The 23816-nt window shown below is 36.4% G+C and carries 29 protein-coding genes and 1 pseudogene; 18 read left to right on the top strand and 12 right to left on the bottom strand.

Annotated features, from left to right (window positions below; all coding sequences use genetic code 11):
• Positions 1–6: 6 nt before the first annotated feature.
• Positions 7–447 carry a VOC family protein gene (locus LCP48_RS21965; protein WP_004231675.1) on the top strand — a complete coding sequence of 147 codons (441 nt, stop codon included), beginning with the start codon at positions 7–9 and terminating at the stop codon, positions 445–447.
• 56 nt (positions 448–503) lie between these two features.
• On the opposite strand, the pseudogene LCP48_RS21960 reads toward LCP48_RS21965, so the two are convergent.
• Positions 504–1380, bottom strand: a pseudogene (locus LCP48_RS21960) (LysR family transcriptional regulator).
• Positions 1381–1807: 427 nt separating this feature from the next.
• Here LCP48_RS21960 and LCP48_RS21955 point away from each other — a divergent pair.
• The 8 genes from LCP48_RS21955 (at position 1808) to LCP48_RS21920 (ending at position 8797) form a co-directional block, all read left to right on the top strand.
• Positions 1808–2476, top strand: a complete 669-nt coding sequence (locus LCP48_RS21955) for a response regulator transcription factor (protein WP_004231684.1) — start codon at positions 1808–1810, stop codon at positions 2474–2476.
• The gene (locus tag LCP48_RS21950; RefSeq protein ID WP_004231686.1) at positions 2473–3846 is read left to right on the top strand and encodes a sensor histidine kinase; all 1374 of its coding nucleotides are present in this window, start codon (positions 2473–2475) and stop codon (positions 3844–3846) included. The genes LCP48_RS21955 and LCP48_RS21950 overlap by 4 nt, the downstream gene beginning before the upstream one ends.
• Positions 3847–3957: 111 nt before the next feature.
• On the top strand, positions 3958–4869 hold the full coding sequence (locus tag LCP48_RS21945) for an ABC transporter ATP-binding protein (protein WP_004231687.1): 912 nt from the start codon (positions 3958–3960) through the stop codon (positions 4867–4869).
• A complete protein-coding gene (locus tag LCP48_RS21940) occupies positions 4866–5576 on the top strand; it encodes an ABC transporter permease (protein WP_225340518.1) in 711 nt (236 codons plus the stop codon). Before LCP48_RS21945 ends, LCP48_RS21940 begins: the two co-directional genes overlap by 4 nt.
• Positions 5576–6313 carry an ABC transporter permease gene (locus tag LCP48_RS21935; protein ID WP_004231691.1) on the top strand — a complete coding sequence of 246 codons (738 nt, stop codon included), beginning with the start codon at positions 5576–5578 and terminating at the stop codon, positions 6311–6313. Before LCP48_RS21940 ends, LCP48_RS21935 begins: the two co-directional genes overlap by 1 nt.
• A gap of 18 nt (positions 6314–6331) precedes the next feature.
• On the top strand, positions 6332–7588 hold the full coding sequence (locus LCP48_RS21930; RefSeq protein ID WP_004231694.1) for an erythromycin esterase family protein: 1257 nt from the start codon (positions 6332–6334) through the stop codon (positions 7586–7588).
• A gap of 69 nt (positions 7589–7657) precedes the next feature.
• A complete protein-coding gene (locus LCP48_RS21925) occupies positions 7658–8542 on the top strand; it encodes a helix-turn-helix transcriptional regulator (RefSeq protein ID WP_004231697.1) in 885 nt (294 codons plus the stop codon).
• Between the two features lie 96 nt (positions 8543–8638).
• Positions 8639–8797, top strand: coding sequence for a DUF1540 domain-containing protein (locus LCP48_RS21920; RefSeq protein WP_004231699.1), 159 nt, complete (start codon positions 8639–8641; stop codon positions 8795–8797).
• A gap of 48 nt (positions 8798–8845) precedes the next feature.
• Here LCP48_RS21920 and LCP48_RS21915 read toward each other — a convergent pair whose 3' ends face one another.
• Both LCP48_RS21915 and LCP48_RS21910 read right to left on the bottom strand, forming a co-directional pair.
• Complete coding sequence (locus tag LCP48_RS21915) at positions 8846–9088, bottom strand: hypothetical protein (RefSeq protein ID WP_004231701.1); 243 nt, start codon at positions 9086–9088, stop codon at positions 8846–8848.
• A gap of 74 nt (positions 9089–9162) precedes the next feature.
• Entirely contained in the window at positions 9163–10500 is a 1338-nt protein-coding gene (locus LCP48_RS21910) for an aminotransferase-like domain-containing protein (protein ID WP_004231702.1), read from the bottom strand.
• 118 nt (positions 10501–10618) lie between these two features.
• On the opposite strand from LCP48_RS21910, the gene LCP48_RS21905 reads away from it, so the two are divergent.
• The 3 genes from LCP48_RS21905 to LCP48_RS21895 all read left to right on the top strand — a co-directional run bounded on the left by LCP48_RS21905 (position 10619) and on the right by LCP48_RS21895 (position 12877).
• A complete protein-coding gene (locus LCP48_RS21905; protein WP_004231704.1) occupies positions 10619–11536 on the top strand; it encodes a DMT family transporter in 918 nt (305 codons plus the stop codon).
• A 72-nt stretch (positions 11537–11608) separates the two neighbouring features.
• Entirely contained in the window at positions 11609–12166 is a 558-nt protein-coding gene (locus tag LCP48_RS21900) for a histidine phosphatase family protein (protein WP_004231705.1), read from the top strand.
• Between the two features lie 60 nt (positions 12167–12226).
• Positions 12227–12877, top strand: coding sequence for a uridine kinase family protein (locus tag LCP48_RS21895; protein ID WP_009370592.1), 651 nt, complete (start codon positions 12227–12229; stop codon positions 12875–12877).
• A 37-nt stretch (positions 12878–12914) separates the two neighbouring features.
• Here LCP48_RS21895 and LCP48_RS21890 read toward each other — a convergent pair whose 3' ends face one another.
• From LCP48_RS21890 to LCP48_RS23405, 4 genes are all read right to left on the bottom strand, one after another.
• Complete coding sequence (locus tag LCP48_RS21890) at positions 12915–13559, bottom strand: SIMPL domain-containing protein (RefSeq protein WP_004231712.1); 645 nt, start codon at positions 13557–13559, stop codon at positions 12915–12917.
• Positions 13560–13606: 47 nt separating this feature from the next.
• Positions 13607–14233, bottom strand: coding sequence for a DUF2238 domain-containing protein (locus LCP48_RS21885; protein WP_004231714.1), 627 nt, complete (start codon positions 14231–14233; stop codon positions 13607–13609).
• A gap of 107 nt (positions 14234–14340) precedes the next feature.
• Positions 14341–14643 (bottom strand): YunC family protein, encoded by a 303-nt coding sequence (locus tag LCP48_RS21880; protein WP_004231716.1) that lies wholly within the window; start codon positions 14641–14643, stop codon positions 14341–14343.
• A gap of 182 nt (positions 14644–14825) precedes the next feature.
• On the bottom strand, positions 14826–14948 hold the full coding sequence (locus LCP48_RS23405) for a hypothetical protein (RefSeq protein WP_004231718.1): 123 nt from the start codon (positions 14946–14948) through the stop codon (positions 14826–14828).
• Between the two features lie 272 nt (positions 14949–15220).
• Here LCP48_RS23405 and LCP48_RS21875 point away from each other — a divergent pair, with 272 nt between their 5' ends.
• The gene (locus tag LCP48_RS21875; protein ID WP_004231720.1) at positions 15221–15955 is read left to right on the top strand and encodes a polysaccharide deacetylase family protein; all 735 of its coding nucleotides are present in this window, start codon (positions 15221–15223) and stop codon (positions 15953–15955) included.
• Between the two features lie 65 nt (positions 15956–16020).
• On the opposite strand, the gene LCP48_RS21870 is transcribed toward LCP48_RS21875, so the two are convergent.
• Positions 16021–16281, bottom strand: coding sequence for a hypothetical protein (locus tag LCP48_RS21870; RefSeq protein ID WP_004231722.1), 261 nt, complete (start codon positions 16279–16281; stop codon positions 16021–16023).
• Positions 16282–16386: 105 nt separating this feature from the next.
• On the opposite strand from LCP48_RS21870, the gene LCP48_RS21865 reads away from it, so the two are divergent.
• Together LCP48_RS21865 and LCP48_RS21860 are read left to right on the top strand one after the other, a co-directional pair.
• Complete coding sequence (locus LCP48_RS21865; protein ID WP_004231725.1) at positions 16387–17181, top strand: DUF2268 domain-containing putative Zn-dependent protease; 795 nt, start codon at positions 16387–16389, stop codon at positions 17179–17181.
• Positions 17182–17199: 18 nt separating this feature from the next.
• The gene (locus tag LCP48_RS21860) at positions 17200–17709 is read left to right on the top strand and encodes a DNA-deoxyinosine glycosylase (protein ID WP_004231727.1); all 510 of its coding nucleotides are present in this window, start codon (positions 17200–17202) and stop codon (positions 17707–17709) included.
• A gap of 14 nt (positions 17710–17723) precedes the next feature.
• Here LCP48_RS21860 and LCP48_RS21855 read toward each other — a convergent pair whose 3' ends face one another.
• The 3 genes from LCP48_RS21855 to LCP48_RS21845 all read right to left on the bottom strand — a co-directional run bounded on the left by LCP48_RS21855 (position 17724) and on the right by LCP48_RS21845 (position 19982).
• Entirely contained in the window at positions 17724–18524 is an 801-nt protein-coding gene (locus LCP48_RS21855; protein ID WP_004231729.1) for a cytochrome c oxidase assembly protein, read from the bottom strand.
• Between the two features lie 13 nt (positions 18525–18537).
• Positions 18538–19020 carry a DUF2243 domain-containing protein gene (locus LCP48_RS21850; RefSeq protein ID WP_004231731.1) on the bottom strand — a complete coding sequence of 161 codons (483 nt, stop codon included), beginning with the start codon at positions 19018–19020 and terminating at the stop codon, positions 18538–18540.
• A gap of 71 nt (positions 19021–19091) precedes the next feature.
• Positions 19092–19982 carry an endo alpha-1,4 polygalactosaminidase gene (locus LCP48_RS21845; protein WP_225340517.1) on the bottom strand — a complete coding sequence of 297 codons (891 nt, stop codon included), beginning with the start codon at positions 19980–19982 and terminating at the stop codon, positions 19092–19094.
• 132 nt (positions 19983–20114) lie between these two features.
• Between LCP48_RS21845 and LCP48_RS21840 the strand changes: the two genes are divergently transcribed.
• From LCP48_RS21840 to LCP48_RS21830, 3 genes are all read left to right on the top strand, one after another.
• Positions 20115–20480, top strand: coding sequence for a hypothetical protein (locus tag LCP48_RS21840; protein WP_004231734.1), 366 nt, complete (start codon positions 20115–20117; stop codon positions 20478–20480).
• 331 nt (positions 20481–20811) lie between these two features.
• Positions 20812–22443 carry a ribosomal protection-like ABC-F family protein gene (gene abc-f, locus LCP48_RS21835; RefSeq protein ID WP_202342297.1) on the top strand — a complete coding sequence of 544 codons (1632 nt, stop codon included), beginning with the start codon at positions 20812–20814 and terminating at the stop codon, positions 22441–22443.
• A 70-nt stretch (positions 22444–22513) separates the two neighbouring features.
• Entirely contained in the window at positions 22514–23278 is a 765-nt protein-coding gene (locus tag LCP48_RS21830; protein WP_225340516.1) for a hypothetical protein, read from the top strand.
• A 44-nt stretch (positions 23279–23322) separates the two neighbouring features.
• Here LCP48_RS21830 and LCP48_RS21825 read toward each other — a convergent pair whose 3' ends face one another.
• Entirely contained in the window at positions 23323–23814 is a 492-nt protein-coding gene (locus LCP48_RS21825) for an SRPBCC family protein (RefSeq protein ID WP_225340515.1), read from the bottom strand.
• Positions 23815–23816: the final 2 nt, after the last annotated feature.

Raw genomic sequence — 23816 nt, 5'->3', positions numbered from 1 at the left:
TTGAAGATGAATCGTTTAAATTTAATTACATTAGGTGTTAAAGATATGGTAGAATCGCTCAATTTTTACCGAGAGGGGCTGGGTTTTGAAGTGGTGGTATACGGAGAAGAGACGAATCCCGATGTCATGTTCTTTAATAATGGAGGAACAAAAATATCGTTATTTCCAATTGAACGTTTAATCAAAGATATCAATGAATCCAATCCACCAGAAATTAGCCAAGGCTTTGGTGGAATCACTCTTGCCTATAATGGTAAATCAAAAGAAGAAGTAGATCGAGTCTTTGCATTAGCAAAAAAGGCGGGTGCAAAAATTGTTAAGGAGCCCGTAACAGTATTTTGGGGTGGCTATAGTGGCTATTTTCAAGATCCAAATGGCTACTATTGGGAAGTTGCCTATGGCGACATGTGGCAGTTTGATGAGAATGATATGCTGATTATTCAATAACTGTTCAAAAAGAGAGCAAACTAACGCTTCTAATTTGTTCTCTTTTTTATTAATCGTTAACAATAATGCTCCCTCATTAAATCCACAAAGTTTTGAGCGGCTTTAGATAAATAATGATTCTTCAGCCATACGAGTCCTATTGCGGTGGATAATTCTGCTGATGGAATTTTATATGCATGAAGTGGTAAATCTCCATATTGCTTTAAAATAGTTTCAGGTACGATAGAGGAGCTAAAGCCAGAAGCGATTAAGTTCATTAACAGTGCCGTATCTGAGCATTCTCCAACAATGCGGGACTGCAACTGGAAGCGAGAAAATGCTTCTAATATCGAATAATGTACGCCTAAGCCTTCAGTGCTTGGTAAAAGGATTGACCAATTTTGTATGTCAGCTAAAGATACATCGTGTTCTAAGAAGTCGAATTTTTTGGATTGTATAAAGTAAAATGGTTCAGTGTACATATGAAGAACAGGGAAATCATCTAATTCTAAAGGTAAGCGAATGATGGCAAGTTCTACAACACGGTCCCTTACTAATTTACATAGATAAGAAGATTCGTTTTGTTGAATTTTATAAGTCACCTTTGGATAATATTGTTGAAATTGTTGTAGTAATGGAGGTAGCTCAACAACTGAAAATGTATTAATGCCCAATGTCAATCGACCATGAAGGCCTAATCCAATATCCTTAACCTCTGCTTCTGCCTCTTCCATTAATTGTGCAACCTGCAATGCATATTTATATAACGTATTTCCCGCTTCAGTTACTTCAAAATACTTGCCGCTCCTTTCTACCAACTTTGAACCAGTTCTTCCTTCATCGTTTTTAAATGCTGACTTAATGGTGGTTGAGAAATATGTAACCTTTCAGCCGCAGCAGAAATCTTTTTTCCTCCACAATTGCTATAAAATAGCGTAGCTGTCTTATATCCAAACATAAACACCCCTCTATTTATAAGTAAAACCTAAGTAAATTATATTTCTCTAATACTTTTAATATAGTTAGGGCCATGTTAGCATATTTATCAAAAAAACAAGAAGTGAAGTTTCTTTTTTCCAGCACCTAAATGTGAAGTGAGTAACATTTACGGAAAACATTCACACTTTAGGGGTATATGATTCTTACCATGCTTTGAGGTTTGCCTTGTAATACAGATTCCCAACACCTTTCTAAATGAATTTGAAGCATGTGATAAAGTAGCAACGTATACAATAAAAGAGCAACTTTTAGTAGTTGCTTTTTTTAATAAGTCAACGTTTTTGAATTTCCTAAGAAAATAAATAACAGTTCCCCTATAATAACCATGTATGGAAATTATAAATTTTTTATTTCAAGTTAAATGTATCAAGGAGGATGAACATTGATTCGTATATTGTACATAGAAGATGAAAAAGAAATCGGACAATGGGTAAGCAAAGAATTAACTGAACGAGGCTATGATGTGACATGGCTAGAATCAGGGGAGGGGCTTGAGCAACATATTAACTCAAAAGATATTGCTATATTGGATGTGATGCTACCTGGATTGGACGGTTTCTCCATAGGTAAAAGAATTAAACGGGAAAATAAAGATCTGCCAATTCTAATGTTATCAGCACGAACAGCTGTTGAAGATAAAATTGAAGGGCTACATTTTGCTGATGATTACTTAACAAAGCCATTTCACCCTGATGAGCTCGTAGCAAGACTGGAAGTATTATTAAGAAGATATCAAAAAAGTGAGGATGTACTGACATTGCAGCACCTTAAAATTGATACGAAAGATATGCAAATAATCAATACAATTGATGAAGAAGAAATTCTTTTGACAGGAAAACAATTTTATTTATTACAGTATTTTATACGTCATTTAAATCAAATTTTAACGAAGGAACAACTCTATGAGGGTGTTTGGGGTGAGAGCTATATAGAAGGTGATAAAACACTCATGGTGCATATTCGTTACTTAAGAGAAAAAATAGAAATCAATCCTGCAAAGCCTATGATTATTGAAACAATCCGAGGCATTGGCTATAGGGTGAAACAATGAAATTTTTTCGATCATTATTAGCAAAATATATGCTCATTATTTTATTAGCCATATCTATTGTACAAATTTCCTATCTGGGTGTTGCTATTTTCGTATTAGGCATTACAAAGACAGGGACAGGAGAATTTTCAAGTGGAGTACTTGTAGAAAGTGATATTGAAGAGCAATGGCATGCACAGGCTAAAAATATGACCAATGCAACAGATGATGCGATTACGCAGTTATTTCAAAAGTGGCAAGAGCAATTTCCTACGGCTTCTATGTTTTGGGTAAGTGAAGAGGGGAACTTACTGACTACATGGAATGTGAAGGATCAGTTACCAGCAAAGTGGACACCAGCCTATACAACTCAATTTATAAAAGAACGTTATGGAGATGATCCATTTACTGTTATAGCCTTCTTAGGTGATGACATATCAAATGGCTTTATTGTATTAGAGATTCCAAGGGTAGCTTTTAATCCTCCACTTATAAAGGTCTATGATAACTATGGTAACTTCTTATTTTTTGGTGTTATTGCGGTTATTTTATTTTTTATTGTAGTTTCGCTTTTATTTTTCAAGGGAATTCGAAAAAGACTATTATATCTGCAAGAGGCTATGGAGATACGTGATGTAGATGGTTTACCTATTGAAATTCAGGTGAAAAAACGAGATGAGATTGGGCAATTGGAGCATAGTTTTAACAGAATGGTTTGTGAACTGCGAGACAGTAAACAGCGTCAACAGAAGGAAGAACAGCTAAGACGTGAATTGATTGCTAATCTATCACATGATTTAAGGACACCTTTAACGAAGGTAAGAGCCCAATCCTATACAATTAGCAAAGAAGCGTTATCTGAGGAAGGGAAGCAGGCATTAAAGGCTATGGACACATCCATAGTGAATATTGATGCTTTAATTGAAAATTTGATGTCCTACACATTGCTTATGGCAAGTAAATATAAATTTGAACCGAGAGACATCAATGTTATCCGATTTGTAAGGGAACATCTAACGACATGGTATCCAGTTTTCGAGCGAGAAGGTTTCACAATCGATATTGAGCTACAGCCATTTGAGCCTATTGAATGGCGTGTTGATCCATTATGGTTAGGGAGAGTATTTGATAATATTTTTCAAAATGTACTGCGCCACGCGAATAGTGGTAAGTATATAAGTGTGAAAACGGAATCGACGGCGTGTTATACAGCATTTATTGTGGAGGATCATGGTCAAGGGATGAAAAATGAGTCGAATGCAAAGGGCGCTGGAATCGGCTTATCAATTGTTGATGTCATGATAAAGGGCATGCATCTTGAATGGGATATCCTTTCCGATCACTCTGGTACAAAAATTATCATAAAAAAATCTGCGAAGCTTGAGAAATAAATGACTCGCAGATTTTTTTTATGATAGAAATGATTTTTTAAACAAAATTTAAACGTAGCCCATACCTTTTTTTAAACTTCCCTTTTTAAGATAGTTAAAGAGGTGAGGACATTGGAATATATCGTACAAACACAAAACTTATCAAAAAGCTTTGGGAAAGAGCAAGCTGTCTCAAATTTGAACTTGCAAATACGCAAAGGTGAAATATATGGATTTTTAGGTCCGAATGGGGCAGGTAAAACGACTACAATTCGAATGCTTCTAGGTTTAATGAAGCCATCTTCTGGAACAATTAAAGTCTTTGAAAAGAATATTACGAAGGAACGTATCCAAATTTTAGCTAAGATTGGTTCGTTGGTGGAAAACCCTTCTTATTATCCACATTTAACGGCATATGAGAATCTAGAGGCACTAAGAAAAATACTAGGTGTACCGAAAACTCGAATCGATGAAGTTTTGGACATTGTCCGTTTGAAGGAAGCTGCCCATAAAAAGGTCAAAGGTTTCTCTTTAGGAATGAAGCAACGTCTTGGTATTGCTGCTTCTTTACTACATAGTCCTGCATTACTTATTTTAGATGAACCAACGAATGGCCTCGATCCTTCAGGCATTATAGAGATTCGTAATTTAATTAAAAGATTACCAGAGGAATATGGCATGACCATTATAATCTCCAGCCATTTATTATCAGAGATTGATCAAATGGCAACACAAGTGGGGATTGTTTCGAAAGGGAAATTAATTTTCCAAGATTCTATTGAAGCTATGCGTCGATTTGCCCGACCAAAGGTTACCTTTAAAGTAAACAATGGTGAAAAAGGATGGCGCTTCTTATTAGCAAATGGTATTAAGGCAGATTATCAGGATGGGGTGATTTTCTTAGAAGAGTGCTCGGATGAAAAGGTTGCTCATATTGTCCAAGTTCTTGTTCAGGAGGGTATATCGGTATTCCGAGTCGAGGAAGAGAAACGTTCATTGGAGGATATATTCCTCCAAATGACGATGGGAGAACAGGGGATATGATGGGAAAGCTATTAACTGCTGACTTCTTAAAAATCAAACGTAAAGGATTATGGCTTCTAACGCTTATTGGCCCTTTAGGGGTGGTTGCTCTGCAAATGGTCAATTATGGCGTAAGAAAGGATTATCTCTTACAGCAAAGTGAGGATGATTGGGGCTATTTCTTATTAAATGTGCACTCATTTACACCGCTTGCCATAGTCTTGGGTATTGCCATTCTTACGTCATTCATAGCAAGCATTGAAAATGAGACCAATGCTTGGAAGCAGCTCATTGCATTACCTGTTTCCAAATTAACCGTATATTTGTCTAAATTTACGCTGTTAGCTATCTTACTATTTTTCGCCTCAACGTTATTAATGTTTTTTACGCTGAGTTACGGGCTGTTTTTAGAATTAGGTGACACGGTACCTTACATGGAGCTTGCCAAATATAGCTATTTCCCTGCGTTTGCAGCATTACCTATCTTGGCAATTCAATTGTGGATAGCGAGTGTAAGTCATAATCAAGGGATTCCGATAACTGTAGGCATTTTTGGGGTGATTTTTGCCTATTCTTCCTATGTTCTTCCAGATTGGATGATATGGAAATGGCCATCATTGATGAACCAATGGAATGAGCCGATGATCAATGTCTTATTAGGCGTAGGAATTGGTATCTTACTCTATATTATCGGCATGGTTGATTTTGCAAGAAGGGACGTGAAATAATGATTGCTTTACTTCAAGCTGAGTGGTTTAAGTTACGTAAATCAAAAATGGTACCAATTATTTTAGCAGGACCCATGATGGGACTTTTTATAGGACTATCCGCTAATTTAGAGGACAACATGCAGGGGATTGAAATCAATGAGTGGTATATATCGTTATTTTCGATGAATTTAACATATGCTCTATTATTTTTACCTCTTATTTCTGGTGTTTTTACCAGTCTTATTTGTAGGTATGAACATCAGTCTGGTGGATGGAAGCAGCTTTTAGCATTACCAGTAACAAGAGGGAAAGTATTTGTAGCTAAATACATATTGATTATGCTCCTTGTCTTAGCAATGCAGATATTGTATTTAGGCTCGGTCTTTGCTGTTGGGATGGTAAAAGGCTATACAGATTCTTTCCCTATGGAGATTGTTTGGAAAAGCATAGTGGGAGGCTGGGTAGCGACATTGCCATTAGTAGCCTTGCAATTGTGGATGTCCATTATGTTTAAAAGCTTTGCTGCTCCCTTTGCTGTTAATGTCATATTTACTTTACCATCAATTTTAGCAGTGAATTCTGAAAGAATTGGTCCGTATTATCCTTGGGCACAACCCTTTTCGATGATGTATATAGGAGGCAATACAGACGATGTATTCTTTGTACCGTGGGAGCAATTGTTAACCGTAGTAGGTGGCGGATTCATCGTATTTTTCCTCGGAGGATATTACTATTTCCAGCGAAAATCTATTTAAGCTAAAAGGAGAATGAGAATGCTGAAACGTAGCTTACGTTTTTTAACTGCATCGATGCTATTAGTAGCTTTAGTAGGATGTGGACAGAGAGAGGCTGTAAAAGATGCCGCACAATATACGAATGAAATTAAAGATATCAACATTCCTGATGATGTAAAAATTATTGGTTTTGGGGAAGCAACACATGGCAATATCGAATTTCAAACATTAAAAAGAGATATATTTAAAGCGATGATAAAAAATGAAAATGTCCATGTTTTCGTTTTAGAAGGAGATTTTGGTGGTGCCCAGCAGATAAATCAATTTATCGAAAACGGTGTCGGAACGGCGGAGGAAGCTATAAAAGCGTTAGACTATGGCATCTACAAAACAGAACAAATGGTAGAGTTTGTGCAGTGGATGCATGACTATAATCAGACAGTTGATGATCAAGAGAAAATTTATTTTTATGGCAATGATATGCAGCGCTATGATTACAGTAAAAAGGGGTTACTTGATTATTACGCCAAGGTACATGCTGACAATGCAAAAAGATTCACGACTAAGCTAGAGCATGTTTCCAACAAAACGATGAGAGAATTATCGGATAGTCAGCTAATTGAGCTAGATAAAACGATTGATACAATCATCAACGATTTACAATCAAACAAAGCGATGTATGAGAAAAAATCTTCAAAGGATGAATTCTCCTTTGCTGTTCAATATGCGGAAATTATGAAGCAGCGTACGCAATTATTTTTAAATGAAGATAATTATATGAATTTACGGGACGAATATTTAGCTGAAAATTTACAATGGATTATTGAATATGAAGCAATGCAAGGTCATGATAAAGTATTAATGTCTGCTCATAATGGTCATATTGAGAAAACTTCTGCTACGATGGCAGGCTATCAATCGATGGGGCATTATTTAAGTGAGCAATATAAAGATCAATATTTTGCGATTGGCACAGACTTTGTGAAAAATACATTCCAGGCACAAAATGGGTCTGGTGAACGAAAGGAATATACGATTGAGCATCACAATGCTTTAGTGGATGCCTTTAGTGATATTGACAATAACATCTTTTATGTGGATTTTGAAGCTGCCAAACAATCGAAGGAGCTTGCGAATATTCTTTCAAAAAAGCAAAGAATGGGCAATATCGGCGATGATTTTCGTCCATGGTATAAGCTGACACAAATGCTGTACACCATTAAAATGACACCTGAGGAAGCCTATGATGGTCTCATCGTTGTGCAAGAAGCAACACCAACAAAAATAATTGATTAAGCTAAATTTAGCAACCTTCATCAAAAAAACGGTTTCCATCTCCAGTATGATAAAGATGAGGTGAGTAACATGGAGTATAGTCAAGCGACACAAAGAACTATTGCCTATATCGAGGAGCAATTGATGGAAGAAATTTCTTTTGAATGTTTTCCTAATACTGCTGGCTATTCGAAGTACCATCTAAGCCGAATTTTTAAGCAAGAAACGGGATTTACGATTGGTGAATATATTCGTATACGTCGGCTAGCTATGGCAGCGAGTTATTTGATGTACTCTAATGTATCGATATTAACGATTGCTGTTACACTTCAGTTTCAATCACAAGAGGCTTTTACAAGAGCCTTTAAAGAAGTTTATGCTTTACCACCAGGGAAGTATCGAAAAGTAATGCAATCATTAAATATGATGGAGGAGGAACATTACATGGAAACAGTTGAACAGGTTAAAGGTTGGGTGTTGAGTGGTGCTAATCCAGAATTGTATAAATTTCATACAGATGACAAGGTATTTCATTCAGGGAAGCGTTCAGGAGTATTGTATTCCACAACTGCCTCAGTAAATCATAGTCAATTTGCTACAATGATGCAGGGTTTTCAGGCAGCTGACTATAAAGGGAAACGCTTGAAAATGTCATGCTACTTAAAGACGGCAGATGCAACAAAGTGTGGTGCATGGATGAGTATTGACAATGGTACAGGAGATACGATTCAATTTGATAATATGGATCAACGCCCTGTGACAGGTTCTACTGAATGGAATCATTATTCTATTGTCTTAGACGTACCTGAAGAAGGTCATTCCATTTATTTTGGTGTGTTACTAATTGGTTCGGGTAAAGTCTGGGCAGATGGCTTCCGTTTTGAAGAAGTTGACAACAAGGTACCCTCAACAAATATGCTTACGCAGGAACATTTATCAAATCATCCTACTAATCTAGACTTCAGTATGGAGTAAATCAGACAGCACTGACAAAAGTGCAAGATGACTTTTTTCAATAACGTATTGATTACCTCTAATTTGTTAAAGATAACAAGGAGGAGGTGTGAGACGATGGCACAAGAAATTCTTTGTGAAGTCAATAACTGCACATTTTGGGATTCTGGTAACAAATGCACAGCTGAAAAAATTTATGTTGTCAGCCAAAAGGGACAACATGCTTCCAACAGCGAGGAAACAGACTGTAAAACATTCGAACCTGAAACGCATTAATGCCAAAAGGGTAGCCATGTATATGGTTACCCTTTTTCCCTGTCTTTATTAATAAATATCTACCTTTTCTTTGTTAAATAAAAGAGCATGGGCATTTTTTACTTTTTCTTCTACATAATCCAGTGAGTATTTACCAACAGAATCTGTTAAATCCCCAATTGCCCGCGACAAGTTATCAATAATCGGAATTAATTTGTGCATTTCTGTGCGATGCTTTTCTTTGTGCATCTCATCCATAATTTCATATGCAAGACGTTGAATCTTCCTTAGTCGCAATTTCTCAGATTGCATTGAATCCTCCTTATTGAACCAATTTATGATGTCTAATTATATGAGCTACAATAAGGTTTCATGAATAATGTGCTTTAGAAATAATTGCTCGTGTTATGAAGGGCTAGCGCGATTTCCCTTATGCCAACATCAATCTGGGATTCGTCTATATTCGATACATTTAGTTTGATAATACGTTCCTGATAAAATGCATCTAAATAATTGCGTTTAATAGGATCTAACAAAATATTTTGTTGTGCTAAATGATCAATAATCTTAGAAGTATTCACCTGTCTCGGTAGAATGATATGGCTATGCATACAGATTTCCTTAGAGGATTGATAGTCTGCCAGATGAGTTGCTATAGATTGTTGAAGTTGATTTGCTCGGCTTGCATAAGCTTCACTGACTTTTTTCTGATAACGTTCAAACATACCACTTTTCAAGTAGAGCACTAATGCAGCTTGGGAGATCATGGAGCTATCAATATCAGTGGTATTTTTATACTGTTGAAAGGTATTTATCAAAACATTTGGTAAAACGGCAAGTCCAATACGTAAGCCAGGAAACATGATTTTAGAAAAGCTTTTTAAATAAATAACCCGATCCTGTGTATCCTCCGTAAATAGGGGATCTATTTTTGTATTTTGCTCAAAATCCGCTAAATAATCATCTTCAACTATATACACATTATATTTATAGGCAAGTTTTCGGATTGCATCCTTTTCTTTTTTACTATAGGAAGTTCCTAGAGGGTTGTGCAGACGTGGCATCGTATAAAAGAACTTTATATCGTGTTTACTAAAAATGTTTTCTAGTTCATCTAAATCAATGCCATCCGTTGTTCTTTTGATGCCCATTGCCGGAAGTTCATAGGTTTTTAAATAATCCATATACAAATGATAGCTAGGTTGTTCCACTAAGATGGTTGAGCGACCATTTGGAAAGGGCATTATACTTAGCAAGGATAGAGATTGTTGGACACCTGAAGTAATGAAAATATTTTCTTCCTTTGTAAACAGTTGATAGCCTGTTAATAGTTTTTTTGCTTCCGCTATTAATGACGGTAGGCCTTTTGGTGTCCCATATCTAAATAAATCTGCTTGGTATGTGTCGATGGCCTTATTAATACAATGCTGAAAATCTTGATAAGGGAATGCATGCCAATTGGGCGAAGATGTAGCAAAATCTATGTAATTTTTCATTTTTGGTTGGATGGGCAGTTGATGATCAACAACATAGTAGCCACTTTTAGGCATTGAATAGATAAGATGCTGATCCTCCAGTTTTTTTAAAGATGCTAAAATCGTACTCTTACTACAGGAAAATTGCTGTGATAACTGGCGAATCGAGGGGAGCTTTGCCCCTGCTTGAAGTGAGCCTGTTTGGATCTGAGTCAGGAGCTGAGAATAAATCCATTCGTATTTAAGCATACATAACCTCCAGCACATCTGTATCGGTACAGATGTGTTTTTTTTATATCGTCAATAAGTTCTCTATTTAATACGATAACTATACCGGCCGGAATGTTTAAAGAAGGAGTACTATACTATGTCAGAAAATGGAAATGCTTATATAGCAGCAATAATTTATGCATTTGTCATTGGGCTCTCATTTATGTTTGTGAAAGTTACGTTGACTGTAGCAAGTCCTATTGATATACTTGCACATCGTTTTACTTTTGCATTCATCGGTATTGTTATAATCATGGTAATGACAAAAAATAAGCTAATAATGAACATGCAGGACCTACTAAAAATATTACCGTTAGCCATCTTGTATCCTATTGCTTTTTTTACCTTTCAAGTGCTTGGACTTGCTAAAATTTCCTCATCAGAGGCGGGAATTATTCAAGCGACAATCCCTATTTTTACATTAGCATTGGCAGGTTTATTGTTAAAGGAAAAAGCTACACGAGGTCAGCTTGTATCTGTAAGTTTGTCTGTACTTGGTGTCATTTATTTATTAATGATGAATGGAGCAAATGCTACTACAGGAAATATTATAGGAAGTGGATTTATTTTACTATCAGCGATTGCGACATCGCTTTATACTATTTTTGCTAGAGGGCTTACCAAGAAATATTCTTTACTAGCATTAACATATGTCATGACATTATGTGGATTTGTTATTTTTAATGGAATGGCTCTTGGAAGTCATATGATGAATGGAACACTCAATGAATTTTTTAAGCCATTAACACATGCTCATTTTGTCTTCGCTATTTTATATTTAGGTATACTATCTTCACTCGGTACATCCTATTTATCCAATTATGCTTTATCTAAATTGGAAGCATCTAAAATGAGTGTCTTTAGCAATTTTGCAACACTTATTACTATTTTCGCAGGGGTCTTATTTTTACAGGAAGATTTCCATCTAAATCATCTTATTGGTGGCATCATGATTATTATTGGTGTGATAGGGACGAATTATTTTGGGCGGAAAAATGTCGAACAAGTGAGATAATGAATAGCAACTATTTTAGTAAAGGGATTATAATAATTGTAAATAAATTACTTTCTAAACTAGGAGGTTGTTATGGGGAAAATTTATGTCATTAGACATTGTCTAGCACAAGGGCAATCACTAGATGCACCCTTAACACAGAAGGGAATAGAGCAAGCAGATAGTTTAGCTGAGTTTTTCAAAGATCTAAAAATTGATCGAATTGTATCTAGCCCTTTCTTACGAGCAATCCAATCCATTGAACCATTAAGTAGTAGAAAAAGTATGACGATTGAAATGGATGAACGTCTTTCGGAGCGCCTTTTAAGTACTGGAGATTTTCCAGATTGGTACGAAAAATTACAGGCGACATTTGTTGATATGGATTTAAAATATGATGGTGGAGAATCCAGTAATGAAGCGATGCATCGAATTGTAGACCTTGTAAAAGATGCATTTGAACAGGATGTTGATCATACATTAATCGTAAGTCATGGCAATATCATCTCTTTACTACTGAAGTATTATGATAAGGATGTTGATTTTCACTGTTGGAAAAATTTAAGCAACCCAGATGTTTTTCTACTAAGCCCTAAGCATAATGAAGTAATGATAGAGCAAATATGGGGTGCACAGTATAGTGAAGGCTAATATTAATTGGTATGGTAGGAATTGTTTCTTGCCATACCTTTTATAGTGAAGGAGAGTAAGATGGAGACGATATTAAAGGAAATTTTAAAATGGGTTAAACAAGCTGATAAAAAAATCATAATCGGCATTTCTGGTCATGGAGCTGCTGGAAAAACGACATTTGCCAAAAAACTTATACATGCTTTACATCAAGATCAAGTGAATTATTTGAATACTGATCCGTATATTGTGAATTCGAATATTCGCAAGCAAACAATACTTGATTATACATATCAAAATGAGCATCATCGTTTTAAAATGACGGCTTGTCATCCCGCAGCTCATCATCTGCCATCATTGGAGCGAGATGTTCAGATGATAAGAGCAGGACTCGATTTAATGACAATCGATACACATTATATGAAAAGTACATTAATTTCTTCGAAAAAACAGATCACGATAGTAGAAGGAATGTGTGTAGCATTTATAGATCCGGAGTTACTGGATTTAAAGATTTATTTTTATACGGATGGGGATACAGAGCTTAAGAGAAGATCAGATCGTGATGTGCTTGAAAGAGGGACAGATATAAATTATTTAAAACAATCACATGATGAGCGACGTATTCAATATGAATTATTTATGCATCCACATTGCCAACATTTTGATATGGTTATTAAAACTCAGGATGATGAAATCCTTATTGAAAAAAATACACTTGTAATTAAATGAGGGCCTTCTGCACTTTGACTAGCGGAAGGCTCTAACTTTAGTATTGAAATTTTACACGAACAGAAGCATCAATAGCAATTTGTCCCTGTTCTATAGGCGTGATTCCCGAGGATACAGCCATAGAGCGATAAAGGATAGGTGTGTTAGCCTGCTCTTCCACAATCTCTACAGGGGGTGGCTGCAAAGGCAGGTGCATAGTTTCTGCTATTGTTTTCGCCTTCAATTGAGCATTCTGTAGCGCTAAACTTAATGCTTGCTGATAGTAAGCATCGGTATGGGCTATTTTGAACTGAATATTGGTTATTCGATTTGCCCCATTTTCTACAGCCGTATCAATGATTAAGCCCAAATCATTGGTATCTGAAACGTTGACGGAAATGGCATTGACTACTTCATAGCCATTAAAAGTTTGTTTGCCATCTTCGAAATTATATAGTGGTGTGATTGTATAACTAGCAGTTTGAATTTGTTCTCTTGGAATACCAAGTGCGATAAGTGATTGCATAACCTCATTCATGATTGCCGCATTTTCCTGTTGAGAACCTTGTACATGGTTGCCCTGTGTTTGGACTTCAATTTGTAATTGTACAGAGTTAGGTGTAGCCATTACCTGTCCATAGCCGATTACAATCATAGTACGTGATGGATGATGTGTTTGTTGATTGACCTGTGCATAGTACATCTAATACCACCTTTCATGGGTTATATAATCATGCTATGCAAAAATATTTATGATTTATTTATTCTTTTTAAAAATTTGTCATGTAGCTTTGTGAATAGAAGTAAAGCTAAAATAGCTCCCAGCAAGGCTAAAAACATGTCCCATTGTGCATCCCATTTATCTCCCTGCATGCCTAAAAAATCCTTTGCTCCTTTACTTCCCTTCGAGATTCTTGTACTTAACCATTCAATGATTTCATAAAAAGCAGCAATTGCGAGCAGAATACTGATCGTAATACCTGTAAGCCAAGCTCCTTTTGCAAGTGGTGTTTTCCTGATTAGTATTTCCCTTATTACGATGGCTAATAAACCTTTTAAAAAATGGCCAAAGCGATCATAGTTATTACGTTGTAAATGAAATTCATCTTTTACCCAATTAAAAAGAGGGACTTCCGAATAGGTATAATGCCCCCCTATAAATGTCAGGATCGACAAGAGAGCGATAATAAAATAAGAAAATGTGGTGAAGCGGAATCTACGATAAATGCAAATAACGACTATTATTGCCACAATTCCCGGACTAACTTCAGCTAGCCAATCTAAATAGGAGGAAGGCTTTATAAAAGACCAGATGAAAACAATTAAAACAATAATAAGTAAGGTGACGTGTATTTTAACATGTTGCTTACTATTCATATTAACAACTCCCTATTTCCCACAGTATGGGAAATAGGGAAATTGCTTATTCAAATTTGTTAGCAAACAAAAAAGAAAAGCGTCTAGTTGACGCTTTTTTTAGCCAATTAGATCATTTTTAAAAGTGCCTCTACGCCAGTCATTCCTTCTGTAATACCAAGCTGTTCTGCTTCATATGTTACGGATTCTAATGGAGCTGTTAATAGCTCGTCAATTGTTTTCACGCCTACTGCACGACCAGCAATAATTTTCCGATCAACTAGGCGACTATTTAATAGGCCGACATCTAAAGCACCACACATAATGTAGCCTGTATCATTAGAAATGGTTAGTAATGTTGTTTTAGGTAATTGCACAACTACTGCAGTGAAGAAATGCCCTTTAATCATAATAGGTTCAATTGTCACCATTGAAATCACTCCTTTTCTCTATATACATATGGTGAAGGCTAGCAAGGTGTTCGACATTTTCATGAAAAAAACTAAATATGTTGCTAGATGTATAAGGATGAAAGGAATTAGGGGGGAAGCATCGGAGGTACTTTATAACAAAAAGGAATCTACTCAAATGAATAGATTCCTTTTATCCGTTATTATCTTGTATAAGAAAGCAAAGCAGTTTCTTTAAATTTATGTAATGCATTTGTTGCCTCACGTTTAGAACTATACTCAAACATGCGATAAGTGTTTTCTTCAAATACTGTAATAATCCACATATATGTCATCCCCTTTTTTGTGTTACATAACATTTAAGTATTTATAATAACTGTTATATATCAGATTTAATTTCATTTTACATCAATAAATAAAAAAATAAAGTACGATTCAAAGATTTTCACATATTGTTCAAAATTATAAAGAACGTTTAAAAATTTTCCTGAAGTAATTAAAAGGAGAAAACAGACAATCCTTCACAAGTATATTTCATGGCAATTCGTAAATAGTAAGTTGACGGAGTTCTGTGATTTCGGACTTGGGAGGTGATGCTATGACACGTATTTACGTATTCATTTTTATGGTTTTCTTTTTAATCATCTCGGGATTTTTAGTGCAGGAAGGCTACGCAGATAAAGGTCGTCCTTATTATGAGGAGACAGGGGAAGTTGTTTGGGATATCAAAACAGAGGATAAAATTGTTGCACTCACCTTTGATGATGGTCCACATCCTAAATACACAGCGGCTGTGCTAGATTTATTAGCAAAATATGATGCAAAAGCCACCTTTTTTATTATTGGAAAAAATGCTGAAAAATATCCAGAGCTTGTTTTACGTTCTTATACAGAAGGCCATGAATTAGCAAATCATACGTATACACATCCATTTAAAGTTTCCATCAAAAAATTGCAAGAGGAGCTTCAACAGACAAATGACACGATTTATAGTATTACTGGTTTTTCCCCAGTTTTATTCCGTCCCGTTGGTGGAAATTACACGGATGCTATGATTAATGCTGCTGTTAAGGACGGCTATAAGGTAGTAATGTGGTCCTGGCATCAGGATACGCAAGATTGGAAAGAGCCTGGTGTAAGGAAAATTGTGCAAAAGATAATGAAGGGAACAAGGCCTGGAGATGTTATTTTATTTCATGATGGTGGCGGGAACCGTACACAAACAATTCAAGCACTAGAAGAAATACTACCTGCATTAAAAAAGCAAGGCTACACATTTGTTACAATATCCGAGCTGATTGAAAGCAAACAGCAACAAGAGCAAGTTCAATAATGAAAAATGAGCCATCTCAACAATGTTTGAAATGGCTTCTTTTTCACTTAAATAAAAGGTTTGAATTAGAAGAAAATAATTGGAGCTAGTGCAATACCTAAAATTGTTCCTAGAGCAATTCCATAACCAAAACCTTCTCCTCCATACCCTCCAAATCCCCAAAACCCTAAACCATAACCACTATATCTTCTATCAGGTAGAATCCATACCTGTCTTCTATCTACCCTTGTGATTTCTCCAACATGTACTTTACCAGATGAATCCGAGATTCGAACACGTTTACCATGATATTTACAGCAAAGACTATAAGCATCAGCTGGATTCACACATATTCCTCCTTTCAATGTCATTACAAGCTAATATATGCGATTTGATGCATTTATCACTAGCCGATTGTCTATTCAAGACATATGCTGTGAAGAGGTGATAATATGGCCGTTGTGTCAACGGATAAGTGGTTAAATGAATTTGTAAGTGCAAGAAAATCAACTAGAAGGGATGAGCGAACAAGCTTACAATGCTCGATTCTTTGCGATCGATTAGTCAAACTATTTCGAGATGGGCTTCCAGAAGAAATTCACTATACATTACAGCAACAGGGTCTATTTTTACCTCATGAGGAAGTCGATGTTGAAAAATTAAAGAGGCAAGAAGTATGGGCCAGTGTACAGCAGGAGTTTCTATACTTACAGAGGAAATGGAATGGCCCATCAATACCAATTTATATTTTCCCAATTACTCAGCAGCAAACGATAACCAACAAAAATGGTGTAGCTTATCCTCATTCACTTTTTTTATTTGTGGGTGATTTAGAAAAGCAGGAGCTTCAAGCATTATTTGCTCATGAATATAACCATGTTTGTCGTTTACACATATTAAAAAAAACTTTAGATGATATGACTTTATTGGATTCTCTCATTTTAGAAGGCTTAGCAGAAGATGCGGTGAAAGATTTATATGGGGAAAGGTGGATTGCTCCTTGGTTACAATCCTACTCAGATAAAGAACTTTTAGCTTTATGGGAGCATCATTTTTTACCGAATTTACAACTCCAAGGAATCGAACAACATCATCCATTTCTATACGGGGGGCCCCTCCCACCTTGGATAGGCTACTGTATAGGCTACAAAATTGTGCAGTCTTATAAAATGAACCATTCATGTCAACATCCCTTGTTCATTTCAAGCCAAGATTTACTTGCGGGTTCGAATTTTCCGCTACAATAGAGAAAAGGAGTGATTGTTGTGTCCAATGAATTAAAAAATATATTATTACCAATTGTAGACTCAGCAACAAGGGTGCTCATTGTTGGATCCATGCCAGGAAAACAATCGTTAGAGAAACAGCAGTACTATGGCAATCCACGCAATCACTTTTGGCCTATTATGGGTGAGTTATTAGAGATAGCGATTCCAGATAATTATACAGAGAGAATAGCCTTATTAAAAAACAATGCAATCGGTCTTTGGGACACGATTGCAACTTGTGAACGCGAAGGAAGTTTAGATGCAGCGATACGCAATGAAAAGCCCAATGATTTTCAAACCCTTTTTGAACAATACCCTAATATCCAATTAGTGCTTTTTAATGGAGCGAAAGCATTTGAGGTTTTTAAAAAGCATATTGGCTTAGAGCTTCTAGATGGACGAGACTATAAAAAAATGCCATCAACAAGTCCAATACCAGGGAAAAATATTAAAACGTTCACTGAAAAGCTAGAGGACTGGCGGATTATCCAACCCTATTTAGCCTAATCATCAGGGCGAGATTAACGTGATGAAGTAGCTACTTTAGGGTGAATAGTTTTCCTTGTGCTTTTAAACCATTGATAAAAGAGAATATACACAAGCAGGATTTCAATAGCATCTCCGCCGTAGTACATGATCTTAGCACCTAGTTCTGCCTCAGTCGATGGTACATGATGAGGCGGATTTGCAAAAATAAATTTTGCCAATATGGCATGAGCAGCCAATGCTACTACTAATGTAAGGGATCGAAAAATATAAGAGTATGAATGTGGAGTAGGATCAATATAAATAAAGGCAATGGTAAACAAATAACCCGCTAGAAAAATATGGAGATGAATGAATACATACAGTAGTATATGTTCATGCATCAAATTGAAAAGTGAGGTTGTATAGAGTACCCATAGACCTCCTATATTTAGAATAGATGCAATAATTGGATGACGAATAAAACAAACATACGGTTTTTTTAATATCTGAGAAAGTGTACGTGCGTTGTTCACTGGTAAGGTTCTTAACAACAGAGTCATGGGTGCAGCTAATGCCATAAGTAATGGTGCAAGCATGCCAAGCAATAAATGTCCTATCATATGTGCGTCAAAATGAATGTGACTAAGAGCAGCCAATGGGCCAATTAATGTAATCAGAGCACAGACATTTCCAATAATCCAACTGATAGTACGGAAATGAGGCCATTGTTTTTTATGTTGATTCGAAATAATAACAGCGAGGATATAGCCTATAAGAACTAGAACAAATGGCAAGGCGAGTAGAAGCTGAACCATAATAGGAAAGTTTTGAGCATGAATTTCGTGAGAATGCAAGATGCGCCACCTCCTATCGTCCTTTTTGATTTGTTTGGAGCAGTAAGACAATACCGATAATTATTAATAGTGACGCCAGTATGTTCCAAACGATATCATAGGGTAGTATCTCAACATTGTAACGAATTTGGTGAAGTTGCATGAATTTATGTTGTATAATTCCATCGTAAAGCTGAAATGAGCCTGCTCCAAGAAAAATACCGCCTAGCCATCTTTTTAGCCAAAACCCATGTTTTCTATGTAGGTCAGCCAATAAAAAAGCAGATCCAATCGTAGCAAAAAAGCTGAATGCATGAAATAAACCATCTGAAACTAGTCCAATAGCTGCTGTAGACTTATCATAGAAATGATGCCAGTGTAATAATTGGTGAAAAATCACCTCATCTATAAATGCCACCACCCCAAGCCCAAATAAAATCCCAGTCCACATGTTACGCTGCTTATATTGAAAGCGATTTTCATGCTTATGTTTTTGTTCTTCATACATATTGGTCATATCCAATTCTATCACCTCAAGCTGATTTTCTTTTAGTCTACCCCTGAGATGAGCTCTTAAACAAATATCCCTCAAAACAGTCGTTTGTCAGAGGAAAGTAAGGATGATTGCCAGCTATTATAGTAAGAGCCAGCAGGACTGTAAAAGAATTTGAAGTGATGCTTCTCAGCTAAAGCACGGCTTTTTGCTGCTTCTTCAAATCCAATTGTCATCACTTGTGTACCAAATTTATTGCGTATGTGGACAAGCTGTTGCATCATATCGAGTGACCATTCATCTTTTCCTACCACAGGATATGAAAAATCCTCCCACATAATAAAGTCAACATATGGCGCTGTATAATCAGCAAGTGTTTGAAATCCCCAATTTTGAGCAACAGATAAATCGGGATAACGTTTTTTAATTTGTTGGATAAAAGATAACATGGCTTCATTTTGCCACTTTTGTTCATCTTCAGGTAAATAGGAATTGATATTACCAACCGTATCTAAAAACACACCGTCTAAACCTTTCTGAACAATTTGCTGCTCTATTTCTGCTAGCAAAATGTCTTGATAGTGCGTAGAAGTCAAATCCATTAAAAAAGAATCCCATTTGGCAAAATACATTCTTTCACCCTGTTTGTCTCGATAAAAATCTTCTTCCTTCAATTGTTGATAGAGTGCTGTATTCCATTTGTCTGCTTCCATCACATTAATATAGCCGTACACTAAAGTACCGCTTTTTTGAGCATTGACGATATACTTTTGCTGCATTTCAAGAGGTTCTACAATCACTAAATCTAACTTCGTCATGCGCTTGCCAATGGCATCGTTGCCTTTATCTAAGTAGTATGTGTAATCTTTCACATCAGCAAGCTTTGCTTGGATACTTGTGGAAGAAGAGTCTGAATTTTTAGCAAGCAGCACCCACATACTACCTGCGATAAGCAGGGCTAATAAGAGGATCAATAATTTTTTCATAAGTACTCCTTTTGGAGCGATTTTCCTTCCATTATACAATAATAGGAATTGGGTTACCTTAGGTAAATGGGAAATGGCTCAACGGTGAATCGCCCTTTTACATATATTGAATAATGTAAAAGGAGGGTTTGCGTGTATAATAATCCATTTAGAGAAGATCATTTTAGAAGACCTGGTGGTTGGGGAGGTTATAATGATTTTGAAACAACGTCATTTGGGCCAACTCATTTCGGCCCCCCTCCCGCAGGACAAATGCCAATGAGCACACCACCAGGTTTTTCACCACCAATTCCTGCTTGGCGAGAAGGTTCTAGTGGTATACGCTCCTGTTTATTTAGAAATACGTATATTTGGATGAATAGTGGTAGAAGTTTTTGGTTTTTCCCAACAGCTGTAGGAAGGGAAATCATTGCTGGCTTTAGATGGAGTCGAAGATATGGCTGGTATTTCCGTACCATTTCTAGAAACCAAATTCGTTCCTATGAATGTTTTAGATAGACTTAGCTCAAGGTATGGAGTTTTATTTTAAAAAAAATGATGTTACAATGACGATAATGATGAATGAAGGGAAGATGGGTGGCTAATGAATAACTAATCTTAATTTTTGTATAGGAAATTTTATATTTCACGAACAACAAAAATAGGATTAGTCTGCCCATTTTTCATAATAATTGCTTTATATTTGCAAACCACTGCCGATATTTAGCTACTCCAAAGCTTGTTTTCACAATAATTTTGGAGCTTATTTGTGTATGATATTGTAGCGACTAATCCTTCCAAATGAATTGGAGGGATTTTTTTGTCCCTCCAACTGGAGAGGATGGATAGTATGAAGGAACTTTTAAAATTACAGGATGTACGTTATGAAATAAAGGATATGTTGTTATTTGAGCATGTGACAGGCACAGTAAAACAAGGCGAAGTCATCGGTATTATAGGGAGGAATGGTGCTGGGAAATCGACATTATTACAATTGATTCAAGGTACATTATCACCATCTATGGGAGTAATTCAGGGAACACAGACTTTAAAAATTACATTTGTTGAACAGGAGCTAGCACATTTTGACAAACTAGAAGTATCCGCAAGAGAAGCTGATCTGCTGGCTAAGTGGCAGGTACCTAATGTGTCATTTGCAGCGTTAAGTGGGGGTGAAAAGCTGAAAATGCGTCTTGCAGAAGGTTTTTCCCAGAATGCTCAAATTTTATTACTTGATGAACCAACGAATCATTTAGATGAACGAAGTACCTCATTCCTCATCAGACAAGTACAAAACTATAAGGGGACAATCATCGTGGTATCACATGATCGCTATTTTTTAGATAAGGTTGCCACAAAAATCTGGTCTATTGAGGAAAAAAGCCTGATTGAACATGATGGCAATTATACAAGCTACATGGCTGATAGGGAACACCGACGATTAACACAACAACGTGCCTACGAGAAACAGCAAAAAAACATTGAACGAATTGAGGCTCAAATGTCGGAACTGACGTCTTGGTCACAAAAGGGCCACGCTCAGTCAACAAAACTGGAAGGTTTTAAGGAGTACCATCGTGTGAAAGCAAAGCGCTTAGATTCGCAGGTGAAATCTAAGAAAAAGCGATTAGAAGCTGAACTTGCAAAGACAAGAGTGGAAGCAGTGGAGCCAGAAGCAGAGATTCGTTTTTCTTTAGGCACGAATCAACGAGTTGGCAAGCGCTTACTGGAAATCAAGCATTTATCTTTAAAATTTGGTGAACGCATATTATTTAACGATGTCAATATTACGGCTCAATTTGGAGATAAGATAGCTATTACAGGAAAGAATGGAAGTGGGAAAACAAGCTTTTTAAAAGTACTTTTAGGCAAGCTAGAAGCTGAGGGTGAAGTATGGGTATCACCAGCTGCAAACATTGGTTATCTGACACAGGAAGTATTTGATTTACCACTTGATCAGACACCAGAGCAATATTTTTATCAAGAGACATTTGAAGAGCGTGCTAAAGTGCGCAACTTGATGAAGAATTTAGGGTTTACACTGACACATTGGACATCTCCCATAGGCAAAATGAGTATGGGAGAACGCGTAAAGTGTAAGCTGATGGCTTATATTTTAGAGGATAAAAATGTTCTTATTTTAGATGAGCCGACAAATCATCTTGATCTACCTTCTCGTGAGCAGTTAGAGCATACTCTTACCCAATATAATGGGACATTGCTTGTCGTTTCACATGATCGATACTTTCTAGAAAAAGTCACGAACAGTGTTTGGGAGCTTCACGGTCAGCACATCAAGAAAAAGTGGACAGAAGTCACACCGAATAAAGTGGATGATACAGCGGCTCTCCGTTTAAAGCTTGAAACGGAAAGGCAAGAGATTTTAGGCAAACTGAGCTTTCTAACAGTAAAAGATAAGGACTACGTAATGCTTGACCAGAAGTTTAATGAGCTGACGAAGCGCATCAATGAACTTCGATAGCTGAAGCGTTTAAGTTAACCTTTTCCAGGGGAAAATATGGAGAGAAGGCATTTCTTAAAGGGGGGTTAACATGATGAAAAAGGTAGTATTTCTCTTTTTATTGTTAAGCATTTGTAGCTTAAGTGCTTGTGCTGAACGAAATAAGAATGAACAAGAACATGAGATTGAAACAAGTACATCTGTAGCACAGTCAAATAATGATCAAGTTGATACGGTTCAAGCAACTGAAGCTCTTCAACAAATAAAGGAGCAGATACATTTCAATGTTCCAATAAAAATGCCAACAACGTTACCAATTGCAGAGGGTGCATTTTTATCAGCTACAGCAAGGACACAGGGCGACCAGGTTGAAGTTATTTTTTATGAGAGCAAAGAGAATATGCCAATTAACGATATTCGATTAAAGAAATCAGCGACTGTTATTGGAAGATTGCTGGTCAAGAAATATAAAAGTGTGGAAGGTGCAAGCACACAGATAGCATTTGATAATTTTAATCAAAATGGCGGGCAAGAGGTTGATCTTGGTTACAATATAAAAGGTTATCAAGATGCAGGCGCTGGTTCATTATGGACTGGTTGGAACGAAGGGCGTTGGGCAATTGCCACTCATACACGAACTGATAATCCTGATGCAGGTGTCAAACTTGCTAAACAGGCAGTAGCGTATTTAGAAAACCACATGCTACCTATTCCAAGGCAATATGGTATGGCTCAGCTAGATGTCTATCATTCAGGTAATTTAATTGTGTGGCAGGATGAAAAGCTTGTTTACACACTCGATTCAATCAAAGACCCTTTAAAAGCACTAGCAATTGCTACAGCTTTTTATCAATAATAGAAATCCTAGAGTAATGATGCTCTAGGATTTTTTGTATTATTTTACTTTATACTATTCAGCATTTTTTGGTATTCGCTGAATCTTTGCTGCCATTCATCCATTGGGAAATAGTGATGTTCAACGCCATTTAGTAGATCTGTTAACATATCAAGACAAATATGCCATCCCGCTAAATCCTTCGGTGTATGCTCTGTCAGATTTTGAAGTGTCTCCACTAATACCAATAAAGAACCCTTTTCAGTAGAAAATAATTCAAATCTCACCGTATCTGTTCCCCAACCAAATCCTAATACTTCTTTCTCAACATAATCTGTGATGGTTATTTCCTCAAAATTACCTGTTCCATCATTCATATTAAAATGTATTTTTCCGTTCTTACGTAGCTCAATGATTTCTAAATTACTCATCCATTTTTGTAGGTTTTCATTGTTAGTCATAGCGGCCCAAACGGCATCTAGTGAATATAGTAATGGTCGTTTGAATGTAGCAATATGGTAATTTGATTGTTTTTCAATAGTAGCTAGCACAGACATCC

The sequence above is a fragment of the Lysinibacillus capsici genome (assembly GCF_020217405.1).
Lineage (GTDB): Bacteria > Bacillota > Bacilli > Bacillales_A > Planococcaceae > Lysinibacillus > Lysinibacillus capsici.
Note: the sequence above shows the minus strand (reverse complement) of the source record. Positions and strands in the feature narration are given on the sequence as shown.

Coding starts and splice junctions, on each gene's coding strand:
- LCP48_RS21900 (WP_004231705.1), top strand. CDS start 11,609: ATGGGGAAAATTTATGTCATTAGACATTGTCTAGCACAAGGGCAATCA.
- LCP48_RS21905 (WP_004231704.1), top strand. CDS start 10,619: ATGTCAGAAAATGGAAATGCTTATATAGCAGCAATAATTTATGCATTT.
- abc-f (WP_202342297.1), top strand. CDS start 20,812: ATGAAGGAACTTTTAAAATTACAGGATGTACGTTATGAAATAAAGGAT.
- LCP48_RS21880 (WP_004231716.1), bottom strand. CDS start 14,643: ATGGTGACAATTGAACCTATTATGATTAAAGGGCATTTCTTCACTGCA.
- LCP48_RS21915 (WP_004231701.1), bottom strand. CDS start 9,088: ATGCAATCTGAGAAATTGCGACTAAGGAAGATTCAACGTCTTGCATAT.
- LCP48_RS21845 (WP_225340517.1), bottom strand. CDS start 19,982: ATGAAAAAATTATTGATCCTCTTATTAGCCCTGCTTATCGCAGGTAGT.
- LCP48_RS21830 (WP_225340516.1), top strand. CDS start 22,514: ATGATGAAAAAGGTAGTATTTCTCTTTTTATTGTTAAGCATTTGTAGC.
- LCP48_RS21890 (WP_004231712.1), bottom strand. CDS start 13,559: ATGTACTATGCACAGGTCAATCAACAAACACATCATCCATCACGTACT.
- LCP48_RS21850 (WP_004231731.1), bottom strand. CDS start 19,020: ATGACCAATATGTATGAAGAACAAAAACATAAGCATGAAAATCGCTTT.
- LCP48_RS21865 (WP_004231725.1), top strand. CDS start 16,387: ATGGCCGTTGTGTCAACGGATAAGTGGTTAAATGAATTTGTAAGTGCA.
- LCP48_RS21930 (WP_004231694.1), top strand. CDS start 6,332: ATGCTGAAACGTAGCTTACGTTTTTTAACTGCATCGATGCTATTAGTA.
- LCP48_RS21940 (WP_225340518.1), top strand. CDS start 4,866: ATGATGGGAAAGCTATTAACTGCTGACTTCTTAAAAATCAAACGTAAA.
- LCP48_RS21935 (WP_004231691.1), top strand. CDS start 5,576: ATGATTGCTTTACTTCAAGCTGAGTGGTTTAAGTTACGTAAATCAAAA.
- LCP48_RS21885 (WP_004231714.1), bottom strand. CDS start 14,233: ATGAATAGTAAGCAACATGTTAAAATACACGTCACCTTACTTATTATT.
- LCP48_RS21920 (WP_004231699.1), top strand. CDS start 8,639: ATGGCACAAGAAATTCTTTGTGAAGTCAATAACTGCACATTTTGGGAT.
- LCP48_RS21875 (WP_004231720.1), top strand. CDS start 15,221: ATGACACGTATTTACGTATTCATTTTTATGGTTTTCTTTTTAATCATC.
- LCP48_RS21925 (WP_004231697.1), top strand. CDS start 7,658: ATGGAGTATAGTCAAGCGACACAAAGAACTATTGCCTATATCGAGGAG.
- LCP48_RS21910 (WP_004231702.1), bottom strand. CDS start 10,500: ATGCTTAAATACGAATGGATTTATTCTCAGCTCCTGACTCAGATCCAA.
- LCP48_RS21895 (WP_009370592.1), top strand. CDS start 12,227: ATGGAGACGATATTAAAGGAAATTTTAAAATGGGTTAAACAAGCTGAT.
- LCP48_RS21825 (WP_225340515.1), bottom strand. CDS start 23,814: ATGTCTGTGCTAGCTACTATTGAAAAACAATCAAATTACCATATTGCT.
- LCP48_RS21965 (WP_004231675.1), top strand. CDS start 7: ATGAATCGTTTAAATTTAATTACATTAGGTGTTAAAGATATGGTAGAA.
- LCP48_RS21950 (WP_004231686.1), top strand. CDS start 2,473: ATGAAATTTTTTCGATCATTATTAGCAAAATATATGCTCATTATTTTA.
- LCP48_RS23405 (WP_004231718.1), bottom strand. CDS start 14,948: ATGTGGATTATTACAGTATTTGAAGAAAACACTTATCGCATGTTTGAG.